Origin of the sequence: Streptomyces sp. NPDC060232, from assembly GCF_042726555.1 — a bacterium.
Lineage (GTDB): Bacteria > Actinomycetota > Actinomycetes > Streptomycetales > Streptomycetaceae > Streptomyces.
Genome location: NZ_JBHXAG010000021.1, coordinates 91,235 through 113,265, shown reverse-complemented (window position 1 = coordinate 113,265; position 22,031 = coordinate 91,235). Strand labels below are relative to the sequence as shown.

Here is a 22,031-nt window from a genome sequence, read left to right as displayed (position 1 = left end):
CCCTACTGGATGCTGCGCAAAGCCTGTTCGAGGATCTCGGCGCCCTCTTCCGCCTCGGCGACGGTGAGGGAGAGCGGCGGCGCGATGCGCAGCACGCTGGTGTTGTGGCCGCCGCCCTTGCCGAGGAGCAGGCCGCCTTCGCGGGCCGCCTCCAGGACGGCGGAGGCGGCGTCCGGGTCGGCCTGGTCGGTGCCGGGTTCGGTGAGCTCGATGCCGGCCATCAGGCCCCGGCCGTGGACCTCCCGTACGGCGGGGACGGTGGCGGCGATCTGGCGCAGCCGTTCCAGGAGCAGGCCGCCGACGCGTCGTGCGTTGCCCTGGAGGTCGTGTTCCAGCAGGTAGCCGAGGTTGGCGACGCCGGCCGCCATGGTGACGGGGGAACCGCCGAAGGTGGAGATGGAGTTGGAGTCGAGGCAGTTCATCACCTCGGCGCGGGCGACGACGCCGCCGACGGACATGCCGTTGCCGATGCCCTTGGCGAAGGTGAGGATGTCCGGCGGGCCGTTCTGCGCGTGCGCCTGCCAGCCCCAGAAGTGGTCGCCGGTACGGCCCCAGCCGGTCTGCACCTCGTCGCTGATCCACAGGATGCCGTGGCGGTCGAGGACCTCGCGGAAGACGCCGTACAGCCCGTCGGGCGGGGAGGTGAAGCCGCCGACTCCCTGGACGGGCTCGGCGATGAGGGCGGCCACTCCCCCGCGGGCCTGGCCGAGCACGTCTTCGAGGTCGGCGACGGCCGCGGCGGTGAAGGCGGTGTCGTCGAGGTGGGCGAAGGGGCCGCGGGTGCGGACGGCACCGTGGACGTAGTACGTCTGCAGCGGCGAGAGGCTGGTCGGGGACCAGCCTCGGTTGCCGGTGACGGAGACGGTGGAGAAGGACCGGCCGTGGTAGCTGTTGCGCATCGCCAGGATCTGGTTGGAGCGGCGGTACGTCGTCGCGAGCAGCAGGGCGGTGTCGTTGGCCTCGGTGCCGGAGGTCGTGAAGAAGACGCGGGCGTCGGGGATGCCGGACAGGGCGGCCACCCGTTCGGCGAGCTCGATCATCGGCCGGTTGAGGTACAGGGTGGAGGAGTGGATGATCCGCCCGGCCTGCTCGGAGACGGCCTTGGTGACCTCGGGCAGGGCGTGGGCGGTCATCGTGGTGAGGATGCCGCCGAAGAAGTCGAGGTAGCGGTTGCCGTCGGCGTCCCAGACGTGGCGGCCCTCGCCGTGGGTGAGCTCGATGGGGTTGGTGTAGTAGAGCGCGAGCCAGTCGGGCAGGACGGTGCGGTGGCGGTTGTGGAGCGGGGTGGGGTCGGTCACGGCTGTACGAGCCCTCCGTAGGCGTCGGGGCGGCGGTCGCGGTAGAAGGCCCACTGGTCGCGGACCTCCTTGATCAGGTCGAAGTCGAGGTCGCGGACGAGGAGTTCCTCCTCCTTGTCGCTGGCGACGTCGCCGACGAACCGGCCGCGCGGGTCGACGAAGTAGCTGGTGCCGTAGAAGTCGTTGTCGCCGTACTCCTCCTGGCCGACGCGGTTGATCGCGGCGATGAAGTACTCGTTGGCGACGGCCGCGGCGGGCTGTTCCAGCTGCCAGAGGTAGGCGGAGAGGCCCCGGTGGGTGGCGGAGGGGTTGTAGACCAGCTGGGCGCCGGCCAGGCCCAGTTGGCGCCAGCCCTCGGGGAAGTGGCGGTCGTAGCAGATGTAGACGCCGATCCGGCCGACGGCGGTGTCGAAGACGGGCCAGCCGAGGTTGCCGGGGCGGAAGTAGTACTTCTCCCAGAAGCCCTTGACCTGCGGGATGTGGTGCTTGCGGTACTTGCCGAGGTAGGTGCCGTCGGCGTCGATGACGGCGGCGGTGTTGTAGTAGAAGCCGGCGCTCTCCAGCTCGAAGACGGGGACGACGATGACCATCCCGGTCTCGCGGGCGAGGTCCTGCATACGGCGGACGGTCGGGCCGTCGGGGACGGCCTCGGCCCAGCGGTAGTGCTCGGGCTCCTGGACCTGACAGAAGTAGGGGGCGTTGAACACTTCCTGGAAGCCGATGATCTTCGCGCCTTCGGCGGCGGCCCGGCGGGCGTACTCCTCGTGCTTGGCGATCATCGATTCGGTGTCTCCGGTCCAGGTGGCCTGGACCAGCGCGGCGCGGACGACTTGGGCCATGAGCTGCTCCTTGTGACGGGAACGCCGTGTTCTACGCACGTAGACGGTGTGCGTAGGGAGTAGAACGTAGGCCTCGTCACAGCGCGGGGCAAGACCGCCTTGCACAGTTGGAGTAGTCGGTCACGTTACGTCGCGACGCGGTCGTTTGCGGTCAGCGGGCGGGACTTTGACGACATGAAGGCGGGGTGTCCGCAAGGGGTGGCGCCCGCGGCGTGCCGTGCGACGTGCAGTGCAGCGGGCCTGCGGCGGGCCGTGCGGCGTGCCGCGGCGGGTCGGGGTGCGCGGTGGCGGGCAGCGCGGGCCCGGCCGGATCCGAAGGCTCGCTGCAGCGCGACGGCCCCCGGTGCGGGTGCCCATGCGGGGCGGACGGTCCGGCCACAGCACTCAGGGCTGTCCCGTGATCCCCGACGGGCACGCGACGCCGGCTACGGCGCCATCGCCGCGTGGTCGCAAGCGCCCGCATACGCCCAGCATGAGGACGCTCCTGCGCTTCGCGATGCGCCGCATCCGACGCCGCGCGCTGATCTACCGCAGATGACGGGACAGCCCTCAGGCAGGGACGATGCCGGCGACGCGCAGGGCGTGGACGAGGTCGCGGTGGCGGGCGCCGGGGAGCAGGCCGGCCGCATGGAGCAGCTTCGGGGTGAACCACTGGGGGTCGTGCCGGGCCAGGGCGGCGGCCTCCTCGGCGGTACGGACCCGTACGAAGGCTCCGAGCAGGGCGTCGGCCTCCCGGGAGCGGCCGGCCGCGCCGAGGGCGAGAGCCGCGTCCGCGACCTCGGAGGCGGGGCGGGAGACGCCCTGGCGGAGCAGGGCGTCGCAGTCGGCCTCCCGGCCGGCGTCGCCGAGGGCGGCGGCGGCCGCCGCGAGCTGTACGGGCGGCAGCGAGGCAGCCTCCCAGAGCAGGGTGTTCCAGTCGGCGGCCAGGCCGGCGCGGGCCAGCTCGGCGGCCAGGTGGGGCAACTGCCAGGCGGGCCAGGCCGCGGCCTGGCACAGCAGGGCGTACGCCTCCCCGGTACGGCCCTGCGCGCGCAGCGCGAGCAGCTCGACGGTGACGGCCCGGGGCGTGCCGGTCGGCTGCGCCGGCGTGGGCGGGGCCTCCGGTTCCGACGCCGGCGCCGGCGCCGGCTCGGGCTGCGGCTCAGGCGGCCGTAGGCCGAACCGGGCGCCGCGTGGGGCGGGGTGGGCCCCGTCGTCCGAGTGGCCCGGAGGCGGGGTGAAGGCGGGGGCTTCGGGAGCCGGCGCCCCGGCGTACCGGGCACCCCCGCTACGCCGCGCCCCGCGCAACCACCGCCCCTCGGCCCGCCCGACGGGCGGCAGAACCGGCGCCTGCGCCGGCCCCTCGACGGGAACGCCTGTCTGAGCCGCGGGCTCCGCAGGCACGTCGGCCTCGGCCCGCGCCCCGGCCACGGGCCAAGCCCCTGCCTGGGCTGCGCCCTGTGCGGGGACCCCGGCCCGCGGCGGGGTCACGGCGTGCAACCCCGCCTCGGCCGCCGGCTCCGGGTGGCCGACGGCCCCGGGCCGGAGCCCGATGTGCGGCACCGCCTCGGCCGCCGGGCCCGCGCGGCCGGCGGCCCCGGGCCGGGGCCCGGCGTGCGGCACCGCCTCGGCCGCGGGCTCCGGCGGCGCGCCGGGGCGACGTCGGGGCCGGGGCGCGGGGTGGGTGGGGGCTTCGGCTCGGGGCGGGTGGGGGGATCGTTGGTGGGGGACGGTGGGTAAGGGGTCGGTCTGCAGGGCGGTCAGCCGGGCCGCCAGGTCCTCGTGGCGGGCCACCGCGCGGGCCACGTCGTCCTGGGTCCAGGACAGCTCCCGGGTCAGGGCGTCGGTCTCGGCCCGGTCGGCGGGCGCGCTCAGCCGGGCGGTCAGGCTCCGCAGGGCGGCCTCCGACTCCGCCCGCCGGGCGGCCTCCGCCGCGAGGAGGGTCCGCAGCTCGCCCTCACCTCCCGGCAGCCGGTCCCACACGGTGACGGCCGCCGCCCGCAGCCGCGCCGCGTATACGGTCTCCCGCGCCGCGAGCTCCGTGCCACCCACCCGCGCCAGGTCCCTCAGCAGCGATTCCACCACGTCCCACGGGGGTATCGCCGCCCCGTCCAGACAGGCCCGCACGCCTTCCGGATCCCGGCGCAGGAACTCCCCGTACCAGCCTGCCCCGGCATCCAGTCTCTGCGTCAATCCCCTCAAGTATCCGGAGAGTTGACTGATCGCCAGTGAAGTCGCGGTCTCCATGACCGCATTGGATCCCACCTGTGTTACGGGCGGGCTACGGGAGCCTCAAAGCTTGACGGCGATCGCGGTGTGCGGCCGCTTCCCCCGGCGCACCAGGGCGGCGGGCACGTCCAGCGCCCAGAACTGCCAGGTGTACTTGCGCGACATCAGCTTGCGCACCCGTCGCAGCCCCTCCTCGTCGAGCAGCCGGGCGCGCCCCTCGACGACGGGCGCGCCTTCCTCGACGCGTCCCCGCACGTCGCACGCGGCGAGCGTGACCCGCCCGTCGTTGCGGATGCGCTTGACCTTCCACGAGTCGCTGCGCGTCCACACGTACAGCTCGCCTCCGTCGGCGACCGCCCACACCGGGGTCGCCACGGGCGTGCCGTCCTTGCGGAAGGTGGTGAGGCTGACGTACCGCGCGTTGCCGAGCTCCTGGAGATCCATACCCGGACCCTAGTCCTGACGGCCGGCGGCCCGCGGCCCGGCACCCCCGGGAGCCGGCGGGGTGTCGGGCCCGGCCGTCACTCCACCGGCCGAGCGCGTCGCCGGCGTGCGGCGCCGGTCAGCGGGCGGACGGGGCGCGGGGGGCCGGTGTCCCCTGCCGGGCGCGCCCGTCCGCTTCCCGTGCGGGATCCGGCCGGTCGTCCGGCAGTGCGCACGCGGCCAGCAGCAGCCCTCCGGCGAGGAGGGCGCCGACGGCTGCGCATCCGAGTCGTTTGGCTGCGTTCGCGGCTGACACGCCTTCACGCTTGCCCCGCCCGCGGCAAGTCCCACCGCCGATTGGGCCGTTCGGCCTCGGCTCCCGCCCGAACGGCAGGAGGAGGCGGCGGGCTGCTCGGCGGTCCTACGCCGGAACGGCCGCGCAGCGCCGGAGGAGATCGTCCAGCGAGAGGCCGAGCGCCTCGGCGAGGGCGGCGACCGTGAAGAAGGCGGGGGTGGGCGCCCGGCCGGTCTCGATCTTGCGCAGCGTCTCGGCGGAGAGCCCGGCTCCGGCCGCGATCTCGACCATGCTGCGGGCGCCGCGCGCCTCGCGCAGCAGGGCGCCCAGGCGCTCGCCGCGCTCGCGCTCTTCGGGGGTGAGAGGGGTACGGACCATGGGGTCATCCTACCCGGAGCCCCAATAGTTATCCCGGTATAGTTATCCCGTTACAGTTATACCGGTATAGTTATTGGCATGGTGGAACTGAAGACAGCACCCGAGATCGAGAAGATGCGCGCCGCGGGCCGGATCGTCGCCCGCACCCTGGCCGCCGTACGGAAGGCCGCGCACGTCGGAGTGACCCTGGCGGAGCTGGACGGGGTGGCCCGCGGGGTGCTTCACGGAGCCGGCGCGACCTCCCCCTTCCTCGGCTACCGGCCGCGGTTCGCGCCCGTGCCCTTCCCCGCGGTGGTGTGCGCCTCCGTCAACGACGCGATCGTGCACGGCATCCCCGACGGCTACCGGTTGCGCGACGGCGACCTCGTCAGCATCGACTGCGGGGCCAAGCTCGCCGGCTGGGTCGGGGACGCGGCGGTCAGCTTCACCGTCGGCCGCGCCCGGCCCGAGGACCAGCGGCTGATCGAGACGTCCGAGGCGGCCCTCGCGGCCGGTATCTCCGCCGCCGTGCCCGGCAACAGGATCGGGGACATCGCCCACGCCGTCGGCACGGTCTGCCGCGCCGCCGGATACGGCGTCCCCGACGGCTTCGGCGGCCACGGCATCGGCCGCAGGATGCACGAGGACCCGGGCGTGCCCAACGAGGGGCTGCCGGGGCGCGGTATGAAGCTGCGCCCCGGCATGGTCCTCGCCATCGAGCCGATGCTGATCGCGGGTGGTACGGACGACTACCGGTGCGACGGCGACGGCTGGACCCTGCGCACCGTCGACGGCACCCGCGCCGCCCACTCGGAGCACACGGTCGCGATCACCGGTCGCGGCCCGCGGATCCTGACCGCCCTGTGACCCTCGGGAGCCCGCCGCCTACGGGTTCCCGCGCGGGTGGACCACCATGGCCGAGCCGCCGCCCCGGCGGCTGGTCTCCGCCCCCGCCAGCCAGCGCCCGTCCGGCAGTCGCTGCACACCGGTCGCCGCGCCGATCTCCGGGTTCTGCCGGAACGCCTGCCCCAGGGCCTCCAGCTCGGCGCGCAGCGGGCTGTCCCACAGGCCCGGCTCCAGCTCGGTGGTGGTCTGGTTGCGCTGGCTGGCCCGCGGCGCCGCGATCGCCGCGACCAGCGGCAGGCCCCGGTCCAGGTGGCCGGTCAGGGTCTGCAGGACGGTGGTGATGATGGTGGCTCCCCCGGGTGAACCGACCGCCAGCACCGGTCGGCCGTCGTCCAGCACGATCGTCGGGGACATGGACGAGCGCGGCCGCTTGCCGGGACCGGGCAGGTTCGGGTCCGGGACTCCCGGCGCCGCCGGGGCGAAGGAGAAGTCGGTGAGTTCGTTGTTGAGGAGGAAGCCGCGGCCGGGGACGGTGATGGCGCTGCCGCCGGTGGACTCGATGGTCAGGGTGTAGGAGACGACGTTGCCCCAGCGGTCGGCGACCGTCAGGTGCGTGGTGTTCTCCCCCTCGTACGTGGTCGGGGCGGCCTGCCCGGTGGTGGCGCAGGGCGCCGGGTGGCGCGGATCGCCGGGGGCCAGCGGGCTGGTCAGCGTCCGGTCCGGCCTGATCAGGCAGGCGCGGGAGTCGGCGAACCGCTGCGAGAGCAGTTCCCGCGTCGGCACGTCCACGGCGGCCGGGTCGCCGACCCAGCGGCCGCGGTCGGCGAAGGAGATCCGGGAGGCCTCGATGAAGCGGTGCAGGTACTGCGCCTCGGACAGCTTCGAGAGGTCGGTCCGCTCCAGGATGTTCAGCGCCTCACCGACCGTGGTGCCGCCCGAGGACGAGGGCGCCATGCCGTAGACGTCCAGGCCGCGGTAGCCGACACGGGTCGGTTCCTGCCGCTTGGTCGCGTACGCGCGCAGGTCCCCGGTGGTCAGGTCACCGGGCCGTACCGTGCGGGTGGCCGCGGGGTCCACCGGGGGTGTGCGCACGGCCCGGACGATGTCCTCGGCGAGGCGTCCCCGGTAGAGGGCGCCGGTTCCCTTGCGGGCGAGTTCGGCGTAGGTGGCGGCCAGGTCGGGGTTCTTGAAGGTGGAGCCGACGACGGGCAGGGCGCCGCCCGGCAGGAAGAGCTTCGCGGTGTCCGGGAAGTCCTTGAAGCGGTCCTCGTTGAGTGCGGTCTGGGCGCGGAAGGTGCTGTCCACCCTGAAGCCGTCGCGGGCCAGTCTCTCGGCGGGCTTCAGCAGGGAGCCCAGTGAGCGGCTGCCCCAGGCGTCGAGAGCGGTCTTCCAGGTGGCGGGGGTGCCGGGGACACCGACGCCGAGGCCGCTGGTCTGGCCCTCGGCGAAGGGGATCGGCTGCCCGTTCTCCTGGAAGAGGGTCTCGGTGGCCGTGGCCGGGGCGGTTTCCCGGCCGTCGACGGTGTGGACCCGGTGCGAGCGGGCGTCGTAGTAGACGAAGTAGCCGCCCCCGCCGATGCCCGCCGAGTAGGGCTCGGTCACGCCGAGCGCGGCGGCGGTGGCGACGGCCGCGTCGACGGCGTTGCCGCCGGAGCGCAGCACGGCGATCCCGGCGGCCGAGGCGTCGGCGTCGACGCTGGCGACGGCCCCGCCGTAGCCGGCGGCGACCGGTACCTTCGCCGGCGGGGTGGCCGTGGTGGTGGGCGGGGCGGTGGCCCCGGTGGAGACGAGCGCCCCGGCGAGGGCGACGAGCGCTAACTGACGTGCGGCGGGACCACGCATCCGATACCTCCAGTCGACGGCCGGTCAGGCCTGGCTGGCGCAGCGTAGCTTCACCGCACCCCCCGCGTCAGGAAGGCCGGGCGGCGGCTACCATCCGCCGCATGAACGATGACGTGCGCAACATCGTGCTGGGGTTGATAGCCACCGGCCTCTCCGCCGGGGTCGGCTGGTTCGCCCGGACGTATCTGTGGCGCCGCGCGCTGCGCCGCAAGCAGGTGTTCTTCGGGCTCCCGCCCGGCTCCGACTGCCTGTTCGTCGTCAACCGTCAGATGGGCGGCAAGGAGTCCTCCGTCCACCGCAACGACGCCTTCGCCCTGCTGGAGGTCTCCGCACTCATCAAGGACTGCGGGGCGAACGTGCAGATCGTCACGCACGACACCGCCCGTCAGGGCTTCGGCGACCGGGCCGAGTTCTGCGTCGGCGGGCCGGTGTCCAACGCGCGCACCACGGCGCACCTGTCGTCCATGCTGCCGGGCATCACCGTCAACACCGACACCGAGCAGCACGAGGACCGGGGCGCGATCCTCGTGGGCGGCGAGACCTACCGGTGGCGTCCGGGGCTGGAGGAGCACGTGCTGCTGGCCCGGCTGACGGGCGGGGAGGGCGGCCGCCCGGTGTTCCTGCTGTCGGGGCAGACGGCGGTCAGCAACCAGGCGGCCGCCCGGTACCTGAGCCGGCACCACACGCAGCTGGCGCGCAAGTACGGGGCGGACTCGTTCTGTCTGGTGCTGAAGGTGGTCAACAGCGACGCCTACGGGCCGGACGTGACCGAGCTGGTCGCGGACGTCACCCGGCCGGCCCGGACACCCGCAGCGGCAGCCGTGTGATCCCGTTGATGAAGTTCGACACCAGCCGCCGGGGTGGGCCCGCCAGCTCCGGTACGGGCATGGCCGCGCACCACTCCTCGTAGAGGGTGCGCAGCTGGAGGCGGGCGAAGTGCGCGCCGAGGCAGACGTGCGGGCCGTCCCCGAAGGACACGTGCGGGTTGGGTGTGCGGCCGGGGTCCAGGCGGCCCGGGTCGGTGAAGACGCGTTCGTCGTGGTTGGCCGAGGCGTGGAAGACGACGACCTTGTCGCCGGCCCGGACCGGCTGCCCGGCCAGTTCGTGGTCGACGGCGGCGGTGCGTCGGAAGCTGAGGACCGGCGGGTGGACGCGCAGGAGTTCTTCGACCGCGCCCGCCGGGGAGTACCGGCCCGCCGCGAGCCTGCGGTAGGCGTCGGGGGCGTGGGCGAGGGCGAGCAGGCCGCCGGGGGCGGCGCTGCGCACGGTGTCGTTGCCGGCGACGGTGAGCAGGAAGAAGAACATCTCCAGTTCGGCGGGGTCGAGTCCGGCCGTGGCGAGGGCGGTCATGACGTCGTCGCCGGGGTGCAGGCGTTTGTGGGCGGCGAGTTCGCGGGCGTACGCGAACATCTCGCCGAGCAGGGCCGGGGAGCGCGGGTTGAGGGGCTTGCCGTCGGGGCCGAGGAGCGGTGCGGGAGCGTCGTCGGGGTCCTGGTAGCCGATGACCCGCACGGTCCAGTCGAGCAGCAGGGCGCGGTCGGCGGGCGGGACGCCCAGCAGGTCGGTGAGGTTGAGCAGCGCGTAGTCGTCGGTGACGGTGCGGACGAGGTCGGTGGCGCCGTCGTCGTCGGCGGCGTCCCGGGCGGCGGCCAGCAGCGTACGGGCCCGTTCGCGGACACGCCCGGCGAAGGCGTCGACGCGGGCGGGGGTGAAGACGCGGGCGACGAGCCGGCGCAGCCGGCCGTGGTCGGGTGGATCCTGGTTGAGCATGGTGCGGCGCAGGAAGGGCAGGTCGGCCGGGTCGGGGTCGCGGATCTGGGTGGCGCCCAGCCAGGACGAGTACGTCCGGTGGTCGCGCAGGACGCGGACGACGTCGGCGTGCCGGGTGACGGCCCAGAATCCGGGGCCGGCGGGCCAGCCGGCGATCTCGGGCTCCGGCTGCCAGGCCACGGGGTGCAGGTCGCGCAGGAGCCGGTAGCGCTCGTGCGGGACGCCGGCGGCGTAGATGCGGGGGTCGAAGACGTCGGGGACGTCCGCGGCGTGGTCCATGGGGCCACCGTGACGGGTGCGCGGCCCGACCGCAAGGGCGCGGCGTACGTCGGGACGCGTACGTCGGGACGCGTACGTCGGGACGCGTGTGTCGGCACCCGTACGCCGGGGCGGCGTACGTCAGCGCGGCGTCCGGCAGTCGGCGGAGGGGAGGGTGGTGTCGGTGCCCTGGATGGTGACCGGGCTGAGGGTGTCCGGCACGGCGGAGACGCCGACGGTGCACACCAGCTGGTTGCGGGCCGTCTGCGACAGGCCGCCCACCGCGAACGGCACGCTCACGGTCAGCCCCTTCCCCGGCGCGTACGTGCTCACCGTCACGGCGTCGGACTTCGCGTCGGGCACCTTCGGCAGCGCCGTGGTGAGCCCGGCCGCCGAGGCCGGACCGCTGGGGCCGTTCAGCAGCAGCCGCAGGAGCGGCGTGGGCGCGAGGGTGTAGTCCGTGCCGACCGAGAAGGGGACCGGGACGAGCCGGTCGCCGTCCTTGGAGACGAAGTAGAGGACGGCGGCGGTCTTGCCGCCGGGGACCTTGACGCCGGCGGCGTGGCCGCTCTCGACCACCCCGGTGCGTTTGATCCCGCAGCCGGCGAGCAGCAGGGCGCAGCCGGTCAGTACCGCCGTGGCCGCCGCGGCGCGGGCTCTGGTCTTCCGCCCTGTCATACGCGGGCCTCCAGCGGCATGTCGAGGGTGAAGAGGGCGCCTGCGGAGGGCGCGTTGCCGGCCCGGAGGGTGCCGCCGTGCAGGCGGACGTTCTCCAGGGTGATGGCGAGTCCGAGGCCGCTGCCGGCGGAGCGGGTCCGGGCCGCGTCGGCCTTGAAGAAGCGGTCGAAGATGTGCGGCAGCACCTCGGGCGCGATGCCGGGTCCGCTGTCGGCGACGTCGATGAGGAGCCGTTCGCCGGCCTCGCCGGGCGCGGTCCGCACGGTGACGCGTACGGGGGCGCCGCCGTGCCGCAGGGCGTTGCCGACGAGGTTGGCGAGGACCACGTCGAAGCGGCGCGGGTCGAGCCGGGCGCGTACCGCGTCGGGCAGCTCGGTGACGACGCGGCCGTCGTCCCAGTGGCGCCGTTCGAGGGTCTTGCGGACGGCTTCGGCGATGTCCACGTCGTCGAGGTTGAGCTCGGCGGCCCGGGCGTCGAAGCGGGACATCTCCATCAGGTCCTCCACGAGGACGGCGAGTTTGCCGGTCTCGGCGCTGACCAGGCGCAGGGCCTTGGCCGTGTCGGCGTCGAGGCGGGCGGCGTCCTCGTCGAGCACCTCGGTCACGGCGAGCATCCCTGCGAGCGGGGTGCGCAGTTCGTGGGAGACGTCGGAGGCGAAGCGGCGGGCGCGGACCTCCGCTTCCTGGAGTTCGCGCACGGACTGTTCCAGGGCGCGGGCGGTCTCGTTGAAGGTGCGGGCGAGTCCGGCGAGTTCGTCGGCGCCCCGGACCTCGATGCGGGTGTCGAGGCGGCCTTTGCCCAGCTTCTGGGCGGCGCGGCGCATGTCGCGGACGGGCCGCAGCACGCTGCGGGCGGCCAGCAGCGCGGGGACGATGGCGATGGCCAGGCCCGGGACGGCGCCCTGCTGGGCGGCCTCGACCATGGCTTCGACGGTCTGCTTCTCGGCGGAGAGCGGGACGCTGGCGTAGAAGACGACCCCGGTGGGTTCGGTGTATCCGTTGTGCTCGAAGACGGCGGGGACGCCGATGGTCAGCCAGGGGTTGCCGCGCTGGTCCTCGACGCGCTGGAAGGCGGTGTACGGGTTGTCGCGGACCTTCTCCCGCAGGCTGTCGGTGATCACGGTCGAGGTGGGCGTGTCGGGGTTGGTGGAGACGCGCATGCCTGCGTACTCGCCGAAGACGATCCACGGGTGGGGCTTGCCGCGCTTGCCGAGCTCGATGACGATGCGCTGCAGTTCCTGCTGTTCCAGGGGGAGGCGGAACTCCTGCTGCTCGATCTGGTCGCGCAGGGTGCTGACGGCGGTGTCCTGGGTCTGCTTGAGGATGGCGTTGCGCGCCTGCTGGTAGGTCAGGGCGGCGGTGGTGCCCGCGCTGATCGCGGCGACCAGGAGGAAGGCCGCTATCAGCCGGGTGCGCAGCCCGAGGGGTGCTATGCGTCGCACCGCGGCCTACAGGGGGCCGAAGCGGTAGCCGAAGCCGCGCACGGTCTGTATGTAGCGGGGGCTGCGGGCGGGGTCCTCTATCTTGTGGCGCAGGCGGCGGACGCAGGCGTCCACGAGCCGGGCGTCGGCGTGGTAGCTGTGGTCCCAGACGTACTCAAGGAGCTGCTGGCGGGAGAAGACCTGCTCGGGCGAGGCCGACAGGTGCAGCAGGAGCTTGATCTCGCTGGGTGCGAGGGCGACGCGTTCGGCGTTCTTGGCGACGGTCAGCCCGGCGCGGTCGATGGTGAGTTCGCCGTGGGCCTCGATGCCGGGGCGGGCTCCGACCGGGTCGCTGAGGCGGCGCAGGACGGCCTTGATGCGGGCTTCGATGACCTCGGTGCGGGCGGGTTTGACGATGTAGTCGTCGGCGCCCGCCTCCAGGCCGATGACGATGTCGAAGTCGTCGCCGCGTGCGGTGAGCATGATGATCGGGACTTCGCTGGTCTGGCGGATGCGGTGGCAGACCTGCACGCCGTTGATGCCGGGCAGCATCAGGTCGAGCAGGACGAGTTCGGGGCGGAAGTCCGCCATCATGGCGAGCCCTTCCTCCCCGGTCTCGGCCGCCTGTACCTCGTGGCCGCGGCGGCGCAGGCCGAGGCCGACCCCTTCGCGGATGGAAGGGTCGTCCTCGATCAGCAGTACACGTGGCATCCGGTCAGTATCCCAAGGGGGTCTTCGGCTCCTGCTCCCGCTACCGGCCTGTCTTGCGGCGCAGGGAGTCGAGCAGGTCGGTGATCTCGGCCAGGCGCAGCGGCCGGGCAAGGAGGACGACGAACAGGACGAGGGCCGCAGTTCCCGCGCCGACCGCGGCGAAGTCGCCGAAGCGCCCGGCGGCGAGGGCCGCCGCGTGCGCCGCGCCGGCCGCTGGCACGCAGGCCGCCAGCAGCCGCAGGTGGGTGCGTACCGCGGTGGTGCGCCGTACGGTACGGGTGCCCGCGCGCGGGCCGAGCCTGCGGGAGAGGGCGTACCCGGTGACGGCGGCGCCCGCGAGGAAGGCGACGGAGGAGGCGGCGGCCATGCCGGTCACCGCCCAGCGCGGGGACAGCAGGAGGTAGGCGGCGGCCGACAGTCCGGCGTTCAGGGTGACGATGACGAGGTTGAGGAGGAAGGGGGTCCGGGTGTCGGAGAGGGCGTAGAAGCCGCGCGCGAGCACGTACTGCGCGGAGAAGGCGACCAGGCCGGGGGCGAAGGCGGTGAGCATGCCCGCCATCACCTCGATGTCGGCGGCACCGGTGCGTCCGTAGCCGAAGACGGCGCCCGTCACCCAGGGGGCGAGGGCGGCCATGAGGGCGGCGGCGGGAACGACGAGGGCGGCGCTGGAGCGCAGCGCGTAGGAGACGTCGCGGCGGACGGCGGCGAGGTCGCCGTCGGCGGCGGCCGAGCTCATCCGGGGCATCAGCGCGGTCACGAGGGAGACGGTGATGATGCCCTGCGGGACGATCCACAGCTGGTAGGCGTTGCTGTAGGCGGTGTAGCCGGCGCCGCCCGCGAGGCCGGCGTCGACGGCGTGCTGCCCGGTGGTGGTGGAGAGCCGGGTGACGACCCAGTAGGCGATCTGGTTGGTGAGGACGAGCAGGACGGTCCAGCCCGCGTTGCGCAGGGGGCGGCCGAGGCCGCTGCCGCGCCAGTCGAAGCGGGGGCGCCAGCGGAAGCGGGCCGCGCGCAGCGAGGGGATCAGGGCGAGGGCCTGGACGACGATGCCGGCGGTGGTGCCGAGGCCCAGGAGGCGGGTCTCGGCGGCGGTGAGGCCGTCCGCGCCGTCGTGGGAGACGTAGAGGAACAGCCCGAAGACGGCGATGATCACGAAGTTGTTGAGGACCGGGGTCCACATCATCGCGCCGAACCGGCCGCGGGAGTTCAGTACCTGGCCGAGCAGGGTGAAGAGCCCGTAGAAGAGGATCTGGGGCAGGCAGTACCGGGCGAGGGCCGCGGTGGTGCTCGCCTGGGCGCCGCTGTAGCCCGTGTACCAGGAGACGATCAGCGGGGCGGCGAGGACCGCGGCGGCGGTGAGTGCCACGAGTGCCGCCGTGCAGGCGGTGAGCAGGCGGTCGGTGTAGGCGGCGCCGCCGTCGGCGTGTTCCTTGGCGGCCCGGACCAGCTCGGGTACGAAGACGGCGTTGAGCGCTCCGCCGATGAGGAGGATGTAGATGATGTTCGGGACGGTGTTGGCGACGGCGTAGCCGTCGCCGAGCAGTCCGGTGCCCAGGGCGGCGACGACGACGGCGGAGCGTATGAAGCCGGTGGCGCGGGAGACGACGGAACCGGCCGCCATGAGCGCACCGCTGCGCAGCACCGAGGTCTTCCTCGGTGCCGCGCTGACGGGAGCCGGGCCGGCCGGTCTGGTGTCGGTGGCCGTCACCGGCGGGCCAGGTAGGCCTGGAACGCCTTGTAGAGCGCCGTGTTGGCGACTCCGTCCATCGGGATCTCCCATTCGCCGAGCGTTTCGACGACCTGTCCGCCGGTGCCGAGCTTCCAGCGCAGCAGCCCGAAAGAACGTTCGTCGGGGTCGAGGGTGGAGGGTACCCCGCGCATGTCGTACTCGTCGGCTCCGAGGGCGTGTGCGTCGCGCATCATGCGCCACTGCAGGGCGTTGCTGGGCCGCACTTCGCGCCGGTGGTCGGCGGAGGCGCCGGTCTGGTACCAGACCCTGCTGCCGGTGCTGATCATGGTGTGGGCGGCGAGGATCTCGCCGCGGTGGATGGCCAGGTAGAGCCGCATCCGGCCGGGCTGTTCCTCGTTCAGGACGCGGTACTGCTGCTCGTAGTACGCGAGGGAGCGGCCGAGCCGGAAGCCGTCGCGCTCTTCGGTGATCCGCAGCAGCCGGTAGAACTCGGGCAGGTCGTCGCAGGTGCCGAGGACCGTCTCGACCCCGGCCTTGCCGGCCTTGCGGACGTTGCGCCGCCACTCCTGGTTGAGGCCGGACCACAGGTCGTCGAGGCTGCGGCCGGCGAGGGGCACGCGGAAGACGTGGCGGGGCTGGGCGTCGCCGTCGTCCTCGCCGCCGCAGCGCTTCCAGCCGCGGGTCCGCAGCCGGTCGGCGAGGGCGGCGCCCACGGGGTCGACCTCGGTGGCGAGGACGTCGGATATCTGACGGCCCGTTCCGGCGCCGGCCTTGGCGGTGGCGGCGTCCCAGCGGCGGTAGGCGGGGCTGGGGCCGATACGGACGGCGAAGGCGCCGGCGTGGCGCAGGTGGCGCATGAGCGGGCCCAGCCAGCGGTCGATGCGCGGGTCCGACCAGTCGGCGACGGGGCCCTCGGGAAGGTAGGCGAAGTATTTGCGGGTGCCGGGCAATTGCCGATAGAGAACGAGACCGGCACCTTCGATCTCTCCGCCCGGACCGTGCCATCCGATCATTTCCGAGCGCCAAAGGTCCTTCACCCGAGCCCAGGACGGGTACTGCAGAAAGCTCGCCGACGGGGTCCTGGAGAGAAAGGACTGGTATGCGGAGACGGACAGGGCGCGCACCTGGAGCTCCTGGTCCTGGTCCTGCCGGGCGGGAGTGACGAGCAGTGCGCACACGGATGACAGCCTTCCTGTTCGCGCCGAGGGGTCGTTCACAGGACTCTCACAGCCACCCGTGACCGCACTGCGCGGCAAATGTGACCGGACGATGACCGTTTCGCTGCGGTCCGGGTCACAACCGAAAAGGCCGATCATTTCCGCGGTGTGCGCAACCTAAAGTCGTCCCGATCTCATCCTCTTTTGTGAACGCTCTTCACCACCACTACTCGAAGGGGCCCTTCGTTGAGCCGCACACGCCGCACCGCCATTGCGGGCACCGCACTCCTGGCCGCCGCGCTGACCGCCTGCTCGGGCGGGAGTGACGGCGGCAGCGACGACAAGGGCAAGGACGAGTCGAAGCCGAAGGCGCCCATGGCGGTCTCGGTGAACCTCACGGGCGATCAGGTCAAGGCCGGCCAGCCGGTGACGGTGACCGTCGCCGAGGGCAAGCTGGCCCAGGTGAAGGTGACCGACGCCAAGGGTGCGGAGCTGCCGGGGAAGATAGCCGACGACGGGAAGACCTGGACCTCGGAGCGCAACGCCCCGCCCGGTGCGGAGTACAAGGTCGAGGCGCAGAACACCGACAGCCAGAGCGCCACCACGCAGTTCAGGACCAGCGCCGCCGACAAGGTGAACAAGGTCTCGATCAACATCCCCAAGGGCAGCACGGTGGGCGTGGCGATGCCGGTGTCGATCGTCTTCGACAACCCGGTGACGAACAAGGCCGAGGTGGAGAAGCAGCTCAAGGTCACCACCTCGGACAACACCGAGGGTTCCTGGGGCTGGATCAAGGACTACTCCGGCAACGACCGCGTCGACTGGCGGCCCAAGGAGTACTGGAAGTCCGGCACGGACGTGAAGGTCGAGATGAACCTGAACGGCGTGGACTCCGGCAAGGGCGGCGGCCTCTTCGCGAAGGACTACAACACCGAGTTCAAGATCGGGAAGGACCGCCGGATCCAGGTCAGCCTCGACACCAAGAAGATGTCGGTGACCGAGGACGGCCAGGTACAGAAGACGATCCCGATCTCGGCCGGCACACCGGGAGGCAAGAAGGCGTCCTGGTCCGGGAAGATGGTGATCATGTCGAAGGAGGGCACCATCCGGATGGACTCCCAGACGGTGGGCCTCGATGACGCCTACGACAAGATGGTCGACTACTCGATGCGCCTCACCTGGTCCGGCATGTACGCGCACGCCGCCCCGTGGAACGCCGCCAACTTCGGCCGCACCAACAGCAGTTCCGGCTGCGTGGGGATGAGCGACGCCGACGCCAAGGAGTTCTTCGCGCAGTCGCAGATCGGCGACGCCTTCGAGGTGGTCGGCGGGGGCTCCAAGGGCAACGCCGACATCGGCAACGGCTATGGCGAGTGGAACCTGTCCTGGGACCAGTGGAAGGCCAAGAGCGCCCTGTCCACCGCCCCGCAGAACGGCTGACCTGCGGACCGCTCCGACTGACTCTCGGTCAATTGTTACCAGCACGTAACTTACTCACGGGTTACCTCCGGTAAGCCCCTCCCGTTACCGTCGGGTCACTTTCAGGACTCCCGGTGCACGCGAGGAGCGACCGATGGAACGCACCACCACCGCCGCAGCCGTGGCGGCACTCCTGGCGGCGACCGCCCTGGGCCTGGCCCCCCACCAGGCCCAGGCGGCCACCGCGCCCGCCGCGGCCGCCACCGCCGCCACCACCCAGACCGCCCCGGCGGACCTGCGATTTCACGACATCCCCGGCTCCGGCGGCATCACCCTCAAGGGCAACGTCTTCACCCCGGCCGGAGCCCAGAGCGGCCGGACGTATCCGCTGATCGTGCTGCCCACGAGCTGGGGCATGCCGCAGATCGAATACATCGCCCAGGCCAAGAAACTCGCCGACTCCGGCTACGTCGTGGTCAGCTACACCTCCCGCGGCTTCTGGCTCTCCGGCGGCCAGATCGAGGTGGCCGGCCCGCCGGACATCGCCGACGTCTCCGCCGTCATCGACTGGGCCCTGGCCCACACCCCCGCCGACGCCGACCGCGTCGGCCTGGGCGGGGTCTCGTACGGCGCCGGCATCAGCCTGCTCGCCTCCGCGCACGACCCGCGCGTCAAGGCCGTGGTCGCCATGAGCGGCTGGGCCGACCTCATCGAATCCATCTACTCGGGCCGCACCCAGCACCGCCAGGCCGCCGGGCTGCTCGGCGCCGCCGGCTACCTCACGGGCCGCCCCGGACCCGAACTCCAGTCGATCCTGGGTGACTTCCTCGGCTCCCGGCTGGACCGCGAGCAGCAGATGATCGAGTGGGGCAGGAAGCGTTCGGCAGCCGAGCAGGTGGACCGGATCAACGCCAACGGCACCGCCGTCATGCTCGGCAACGCGTGGGGCGACACGATCTTCCCGCCGAACCAGTACGCGAAGTTCTACGAGCGGCTCACCGGCCCCAAGCGGCTGGAGTTCCGCCCCGGAGACCACGCCACCGCCGAGGGCACCGGCCTGCTCGGCCTGCCCAACGACACCTGGACCCATGCCCACCGCTGGTTCGACCGCTACCTCAAGGGCGAGCGCAACGGCGTCGACACCGAGGCCCCCGTGCAGATCAAGTCCCGTAGCGACAGCGGTTACGAGGGCTACGCCGACTGGGCGTCGGTCGGCTCCGGCGGCACCGAGCGGCTCGCGCTCTCCGACAGCGAGCACCTCTTCGCGAACGTGGACTCAGGCGCCGACGGCGGCGTCGTGCTGCTCTCCAGCGTCTTCGACCAGTTCTTCAAGGCCCCGCCGATCGCCTCGATCCCGCTCCTCCCCCGGGCCTTCGCCGCCGTCTGGCAGTCGGACCGCTACGACGAGGCCCGACGGATCCGCGGCACCGTCCGGCTGCACACCACCGTCACGCCCACCAAGGGCGACGGCACCTTCGTCGCCTACCTCTACGACGTCGGCCCGCTCGGCATCGGCAAGCTCGTCAGCAACGCCCCGTACACCTTCCACGGCAAGGCCCCCGGCCAGGCTTTCGGGGTGGACCTGGAGCTCTTCTCGACCGCCTACGACGTACCCGCGGGCCACCGGCTCGCCCTTGTCGTCGACACCGTCGACCCGCTCTACATCGAGCACAACCCCACCGGCGCGCAGCTGACCTTCACCTCGCCGCAGGGCGACCCCAGCTATGTCTCGGTGCCGCTGCGCGAGCGGTGATCCACCGCGGCGGCCGGGCCCCGGGGCCCCGATCCGGGACCCCTCAGTGCTTGAGGATCTTGGAGAGGAAGTCCTTGGCCCGGTCGCTCTCCGGTGAGGTGAAGAACCCCTCGGGGGTGCGGTCCTCGACGATCCGGCCGTCGGCCATGAAGACCACGCGGTGCGCCGCGGAGCGGGCGAAGCCCATCTCGTGGGTGACCACGACCATGGTCATGCCCTCTTGGGCGAGCTGCTGCATGACCTCCAGCACCTCGTTGATCATCTCCGGGTCCAGTGCGGAGGTGGGCTCGTCGAAGAGCAGCGCCTTGGGGTCCATGGCGAGGGCGCGGGCGATCGCCACGCGCTGCTGCTGGCCGCCGGAGAGCTGGGCGGGGAACTTGTCGGCCTGGTCGGCGAGGCCGACACGGTCCAGGAGCTGCCGGGAGCGCTGGTCCGCCTCGCGCTGAGCGCGCCCGAGGACCTTGACCTGCGCGAGCGAGACGTTGGCGAGAACGGTCTTGTGCGCGAAGAGGTTGAAGGACTGGAAGACCATCCCCACCTCGGCGCGCAGCCGGGCCAGGTCCTTGCCCTCGTCGGGCAGCGGCTCCCCGTCGATCAGGATCGTGCCCGACTCCACGGTCTCCAGCCGGTTGATCGCCCGGCACAGGGTGGACTTCCCGGAGCCGGAGGGACCGATGACCACCACCACCTCCCCGCGGCCGACGGTGAGGTTGATGTCCCGCAGTACGTGCAGCGGTCCGAAGTGCTTGTTGACGTCCCGCAGCTCGATCAACGGATCGACGGCCATACGCTGCCCTGCCCACTCGGTGTCGGTGCCGGGTCGGCGGCCTCGGGTGCCGGCGCCGGTCTCGATGGGTCCCGGTCGGCCTCGTCGCGCCGGGGCGCGCCTCGGTCTCCCGGGTCAGCGCAAACTATCCAGCCCCGGAAGGGCACTTCGCCGCGACACGCCGCCTGCCGCCGGAGCCGCGGCAGTCGCCGGAGGCGGGCCGGTCAGCCCTCGGAGGCCTCGGCGTAGGCCTGGCTGAGCTCGGGGGAACCGGTCATCGCCCACGACACCCCCGACTCGATCACGTTCAGCTCGCGGCCCGACGCCAGACGGATCACCGGCTGGCCGTTGGGCCACACCTTCCAGCCGGCCCCCGGGACGGTCCGGACGATCACGGTGCCGAGGTAGAAGCCCGCGTCGTTGCCGAGCCAGGGCACCACCTCGGGGTCCCGCCGCCAGCGGGGCATCAGCTGGTCGAGGGCCTCCAACGAGGCCGGGCTCCCGTCGAGTTCGAGCCCGGCCGCCCGCGCGTGGACCCGCAGCATCTCGCACTCCGAGAACAACTCGGCGACGCCCTCGGGATCGTCCACGAGGGCGGCGGCGAGCCCCGCACCCTGTTCCGTTTCACGCCGGTTCAGCCAGTTGTCCAGGAAAGGGATGTTCATACCGCCCAGCGTCGCACCAGGACCCGCCGCTGGCCACAGGGCGCGCCTGGACCGGCCGCCGCCGATCGGCCGCCCCGATCGGCCGCCCCGCAGCCGCGCCGGCCGCCGGGCGGTCCGCCTACCGGTCCAGGTCCAGGTCGACGACGACCGGTGCGTGGTCGGAGGCGCCCTTGCCCTTGCGCTCCTCGCGGTCGACGTAGGCGTCGGTGACGGCCTTGGTGAAGGGCTCGTTTCCGTAGACGAGGTCGATGCGCATGCCCTTGTTCTTGGGGAAGGCGAGCATCCGGTAGTCCCAGAAGGTGTACGGACGGTCGTACTTCAGCGCGCGCGGGAAGACGTCCGACAGGCCGATGCCGCGCAGCGCCTCCAGGGCGGCCCGCTCGGCCGGGGTGACGTGGGTGAGGCCCGCGAAGACCGCCGGGTCGTACACGTCCTCGTCGGTCGGGGCCACGTTGAAGTCGCCGAGCACCGCGAAGGGGCGCGGGCCGGCCGCGTCATCGGCGACGGCCGCGGCCAGGGAGCGGAACCAGTCCAGCTTGTAACCGTAGTGGTCGTGCTCGACCTCCCGGCCGTTGGGCACGTACACCGACCAGACCCGGACCCCGTCGCAGGTGGCGGAGATCGCGCGGGGCTCCTGGACGCCCTCGTAGTCGGGGCCGCCGGGGAGTCCCATGACCACGTCGTCCAGGCCGACCCTGGAGAGCAGGGCCACGCCGTTCCACCGGCCGGTGGCGTTGACCGCCGCCTCGTAGCCCAGCTCGCGCAGCTGCTCGTGCGGGAACTGCTCCGCCGAGCACTTGGTCTCCTGGATGCACACGACATCGGTGCCGGAGCTCTCCAGCCAGGCCAGCAGGCGCGGCAGCCGGGCGGTGATGGAGTTGACGTTGTAGGTGGCGATACGCATACCTGCCAACCTACCGCCCGGCACCGACAGCGCCCGGCCGCCGACCGTCACGGCGGGACCGTCACGGCGGGACCGTCACAGCTCGGCGCTGTCCCCCGCGGTGAGGCGCCCGTGGTCGGTGCCGCCCAGCTTGTCCAGCGCGAAGTCGTAGATCGGCCGGGCGATGTCGGCGAGGTAGGCGTCGTGGATGTCGAGGGCCCGCCGGGGCTTGACCTCGCGGAGGTAGTCGATCACCTCGGAGACCTTGTTCCAGGGCGCGTGCACCGGCACCATCAGGGTCTCCACCGGGACCCCGGGCACGGTCAGCGCGTCGCCGGGGTGGAAGAGGGACCCGTCGACGAGGTAGCCGACGTTCGTGACCCGCGGGATGTCCGGGTGGATCACGGCGTGCAGCTCACCGTGCACCTGCACCTCGAAACCGGCCGCGGTGAAGGTGTCGCCGTGGCCGACCGTGTGCACCCGGCCGGGGTAGGCGGGCGCGAGCCGCTCGGCGACGCTGCGCAGGGTCCACAGCGCGGCCGCCGGGGACGCGTCGAGGGCCGCCCGCAGCCGGCCCTCGTCGAAGTGGTCGGGGTGTTCGTGCGTGACCAGCAGGGCGTCCGCCCCCAGGCCCGCGTCCGGTTCGCTGAAGGCGCCCGGGTCGATGACGAGCGTGCGCCCGTCCTTCTCCAACTGGACGCAGGAGTGCAGCCGCTTGGTGAGCTTCATGATCCCAGGCTAGTACCGCGCCA

The 22,031-nt window shown here is 72.7% G+C and carries 21 protein-coding genes; 4 read left to right on the top strand and 17 right to left on the bottom strand.

Annotated features, from left to right (window positions below; genetic code table 11):
• Positions 1 to 2: 2 nt before the first annotated feature.
• The 6 genes from ACFWFZ_RS26900 to ACFWFZ_RS26875 form a co-directional block, all read right to left on the bottom strand.
• On the bottom strand, positions 3 to 1,298 hold the full coding sequence (locus ACFWFZ_RS26900; RefSeq protein WP_387125551.1) for an aspartate aminotransferase family protein: 1,296 nt from the start codon (positions 1,296 to 1,298) through the stop codon (positions 3 to 5).
• Positions 1,295 to 2,137 carry a nitrilase-related carbon-nitrogen hydrolase gene (locus ACFWFZ_RS26895; protein ID WP_387125550.1) on the bottom strand — a complete coding sequence of 281 codons (843 nt, stop codon included), beginning with the start codon at positions 2,135 to 2,137 and terminating at the stop codon, positions 1,295 to 1,297. Before ACFWFZ_RS26895 ends, ACFWFZ_RS26900 begins: the two co-directional genes overlap by 4 nt.
• Positions 2,138 to 2,686: 549 nt before the next feature.
• On the bottom strand, positions 2,687 to 4,309 hold the full coding sequence (locus ACFWFZ_RS26890; protein WP_387125549.1) for a hypothetical protein: 1,623 nt from the start codon (positions 4,307 to 4,309) through the stop codon (positions 2,687 to 2,689).
• Positions 4,310 to 4,408: 99 nt separating this feature from the next.
• Complete coding sequence (locus ACFWFZ_RS26885; RefSeq protein ID WP_387125547.1) at positions 4,409 to 4,789, bottom strand: PPOX class F420-dependent oxidoreductase; 381 nt, start codon at positions 4,787 to 4,789, stop codon at positions 4,409 to 4,411.
• A gap of 118 nt (positions 4,790 to 4,907) precedes the next feature.
• A complete protein-coding gene (locus ACFWFZ_RS26880; RefSeq protein ID WP_387125546.1) occupies positions 4,908 to 5,084 on the bottom strand; it encodes a hypothetical protein in 177 nt (58 codons plus the stop codon).
• A gap of 105 nt (positions 5,085 to 5,189) precedes the next feature.
• Positions 5,190 to 5,441, bottom strand: coding sequence for a helix-turn-helix domain-containing protein (locus tag ACFWFZ_RS26875; RefSeq protein WP_387125545.1), 252 nt, complete (start codon positions 5,439 to 5,441; stop codon positions 5,190 to 5,192).
• A 78-nt stretch (positions 5,442 to 5,519) separates the two neighbouring features.
• On the opposite strand from ACFWFZ_RS26875, the gene map reads away from it, so the two are divergent.
• Positions 5,520 to 6,287, top strand: coding sequence for a type I methionyl aminopeptidase (gene map, locus ACFWFZ_RS26870; protein WP_387125544.1), 768 nt, complete (start codon positions 5,520 to 5,522; stop codon positions 6,285 to 6,287).
• Between the two features lie 18 nt (positions 6,288 to 6,305).
• On the opposite strand, the gene ggt is transcribed toward map, so the two are convergent.
• Positions 6,306 to 8,108 (bottom strand): gamma-glutamyltransferase, encoded by a 1,803-nt coding sequence (ggt, locus tag ACFWFZ_RS26865; RefSeq protein ID WP_387125543.1) that lies wholly within the window; start codon positions 8,106 to 8,108, stop codon positions 6,306 to 6,308.
• A 101-nt stretch (positions 8,109 to 8,209) separates the two neighbouring features.
• Here ggt and ACFWFZ_RS26860 point away from each other — a divergent pair, with 101 nt between their 5' ends.
• Complete coding sequence (locus ACFWFZ_RS26860) at positions 8,210 to 8,935, top strand: hypothetical protein (protein ID WP_387125542.1); 726 nt, start codon at positions 8,210 to 8,212, stop codon at positions 8,933 to 8,935.
• Here ACFWFZ_RS26860 and ACFWFZ_RS26855 read toward each other — a convergent pair.
• The 6 genes from ACFWFZ_RS26855 to ACFWFZ_RS26830 form a co-directional block, all read right to left on the bottom strand.
• On the bottom strand, positions 8,895 to 10,157 hold the full coding sequence (locus tag ACFWFZ_RS26855; protein WP_387125541.1) for a cytochrome P450: 1,263 nt from the start codon (positions 10,155 to 10,157) through the stop codon (positions 8,895 to 8,897). The two genes, ACFWFZ_RS26860 and ACFWFZ_RS26855, sit on opposite strands and share 41 nt — an antisense overlap.
• Positions 10,158 to 10,277: 120 nt before the next feature.
• The gene (locus ACFWFZ_RS26850) at positions 10,278 to 10,814 is read right to left on the bottom strand and encodes a hypothetical protein (protein ID WP_387125540.1); all 537 of its coding nucleotides are present in this window, start codon (positions 10,812 to 10,814) and stop codon (positions 10,278 to 10,280) included.
• On the bottom strand, positions 10,811 to 12,256 hold the full coding sequence (locus ACFWFZ_RS26845; RefSeq protein ID WP_387125539.1) for an ATP-binding protein: 1,446 nt from the start codon (positions 12,254 to 12,256) through the stop codon (positions 10,811 to 10,813). The genes ACFWFZ_RS26850 and ACFWFZ_RS26845 overlap by 4 nt, the downstream gene beginning before the upstream one ends.
• Before the next feature lie 6 nt (positions 12,257 to 12,262).
• Positions 12,263 to 12,946 (bottom strand): response regulator, encoded by a 684-nt coding sequence (locus tag ACFWFZ_RS26840; RefSeq protein ID WP_387125538.1) that lies wholly within the window; start codon positions 12,944 to 12,946, stop codon positions 12,263 to 12,265.
• Positions 12,947 to 12,986: 40 nt separating this feature from the next.
• Positions 12,987 to 14,654 carry a murein biosynthesis integral membrane protein MurJ gene (murJ, locus tag ACFWFZ_RS26835; RefSeq protein ID WP_387125537.1) on the bottom strand — a complete coding sequence of 556 codons (1,668 nt, stop codon included), beginning with the start codon at positions 14,652 to 14,654 and terminating at the stop codon, positions 12,987 to 12,989.
• Positions 14,651 to 15,814 (bottom strand): lipid II:glycine glycyltransferase FemX, encoded by a 1,164-nt coding sequence (locus ACFWFZ_RS26830; protein WP_387125536.1) that lies wholly within the window; start codon positions 15,812 to 15,814, stop codon positions 14,651 to 14,653. The genes murJ and ACFWFZ_RS26830 overlap by 4 nt, the downstream gene beginning before the upstream one ends.
• A 225-nt stretch (positions 15,815 to 16,039) precedes the next feature.
• Here ACFWFZ_RS26830 and ACFWFZ_RS26825 point away from each other — a divergent pair, with 225 nt between their 5' ends.
• Together ACFWFZ_RS26825 and ACFWFZ_RS26820 are read left to right on the top strand one after the other, a co-directional pair.
• On the top strand, positions 16,040 to 17,233 hold the full coding sequence (locus tag ACFWFZ_RS26825; RefSeq protein WP_387125535.1) for an Ig-like domain-containing protein: 1,194 nt from the start codon (positions 16,040 to 16,042) through the stop codon (positions 17,231 to 17,233).
• Between the two features lie 133 nt (positions 17,234 to 17,366).
• Positions 17,367 to 18,965 (top strand): CocE/NonD family hydrolase, encoded by a 1,599-nt coding sequence (locus tag ACFWFZ_RS26820; RefSeq protein WP_387125533.1) that lies wholly within the window; start codon positions 17,367 to 17,369, stop codon positions 18,963 to 18,965.
• A gap of 43 nt (positions 18,966 to 19,008) precedes the next feature.
• On the opposite strand, the gene ACFWFZ_RS26815 is transcribed toward ACFWFZ_RS26820, so the two are convergent.
• The 4 genes from ACFWFZ_RS26815 to ACFWFZ_RS26800 form a co-directional block, all read right to left on the bottom strand.
• Positions 19,009 to 19,752, bottom strand: a complete 744-nt coding sequence (locus tag ACFWFZ_RS26815; RefSeq protein WP_387125532.1) for an amino acid ABC transporter ATP-binding protein — start codon at positions 19,750 to 19,752, stop codon at positions 19,009 to 19,011.
• A 203-nt stretch (positions 19,753 to 19,955) separates the two neighbouring features.
• Entirely contained in the window at positions 19,956 to 20,396 is a 441-nt protein-coding gene (locus tag ACFWFZ_RS26810) for a DUF6278 family protein (RefSeq protein ID WP_387125530.1), read from the bottom strand.
• Positions 20,397 to 20,514: 118 nt separating this feature from the next.
• On the bottom strand, positions 20,515 to 21,300 hold the full coding sequence (locus ACFWFZ_RS26805; RefSeq protein ID WP_387125529.1) for an exodeoxyribonuclease III: 786 nt from the start codon (positions 21,298 to 21,300) through the stop codon (positions 20,515 to 20,517).
• A 75-nt stretch (positions 21,301 to 21,375) separates the two neighbouring features.
• Positions 21,376 to 22,008, bottom strand: coding sequence for an MBL fold metallo-hydrolase (locus ACFWFZ_RS26800; RefSeq protein WP_387125528.1), 633 nt, complete (start codon positions 22,006 to 22,008; stop codon positions 21,376 to 21,378).
• Between the last annotated feature and the right edge of the window lie 23 nt (positions 22,009 to 22,031).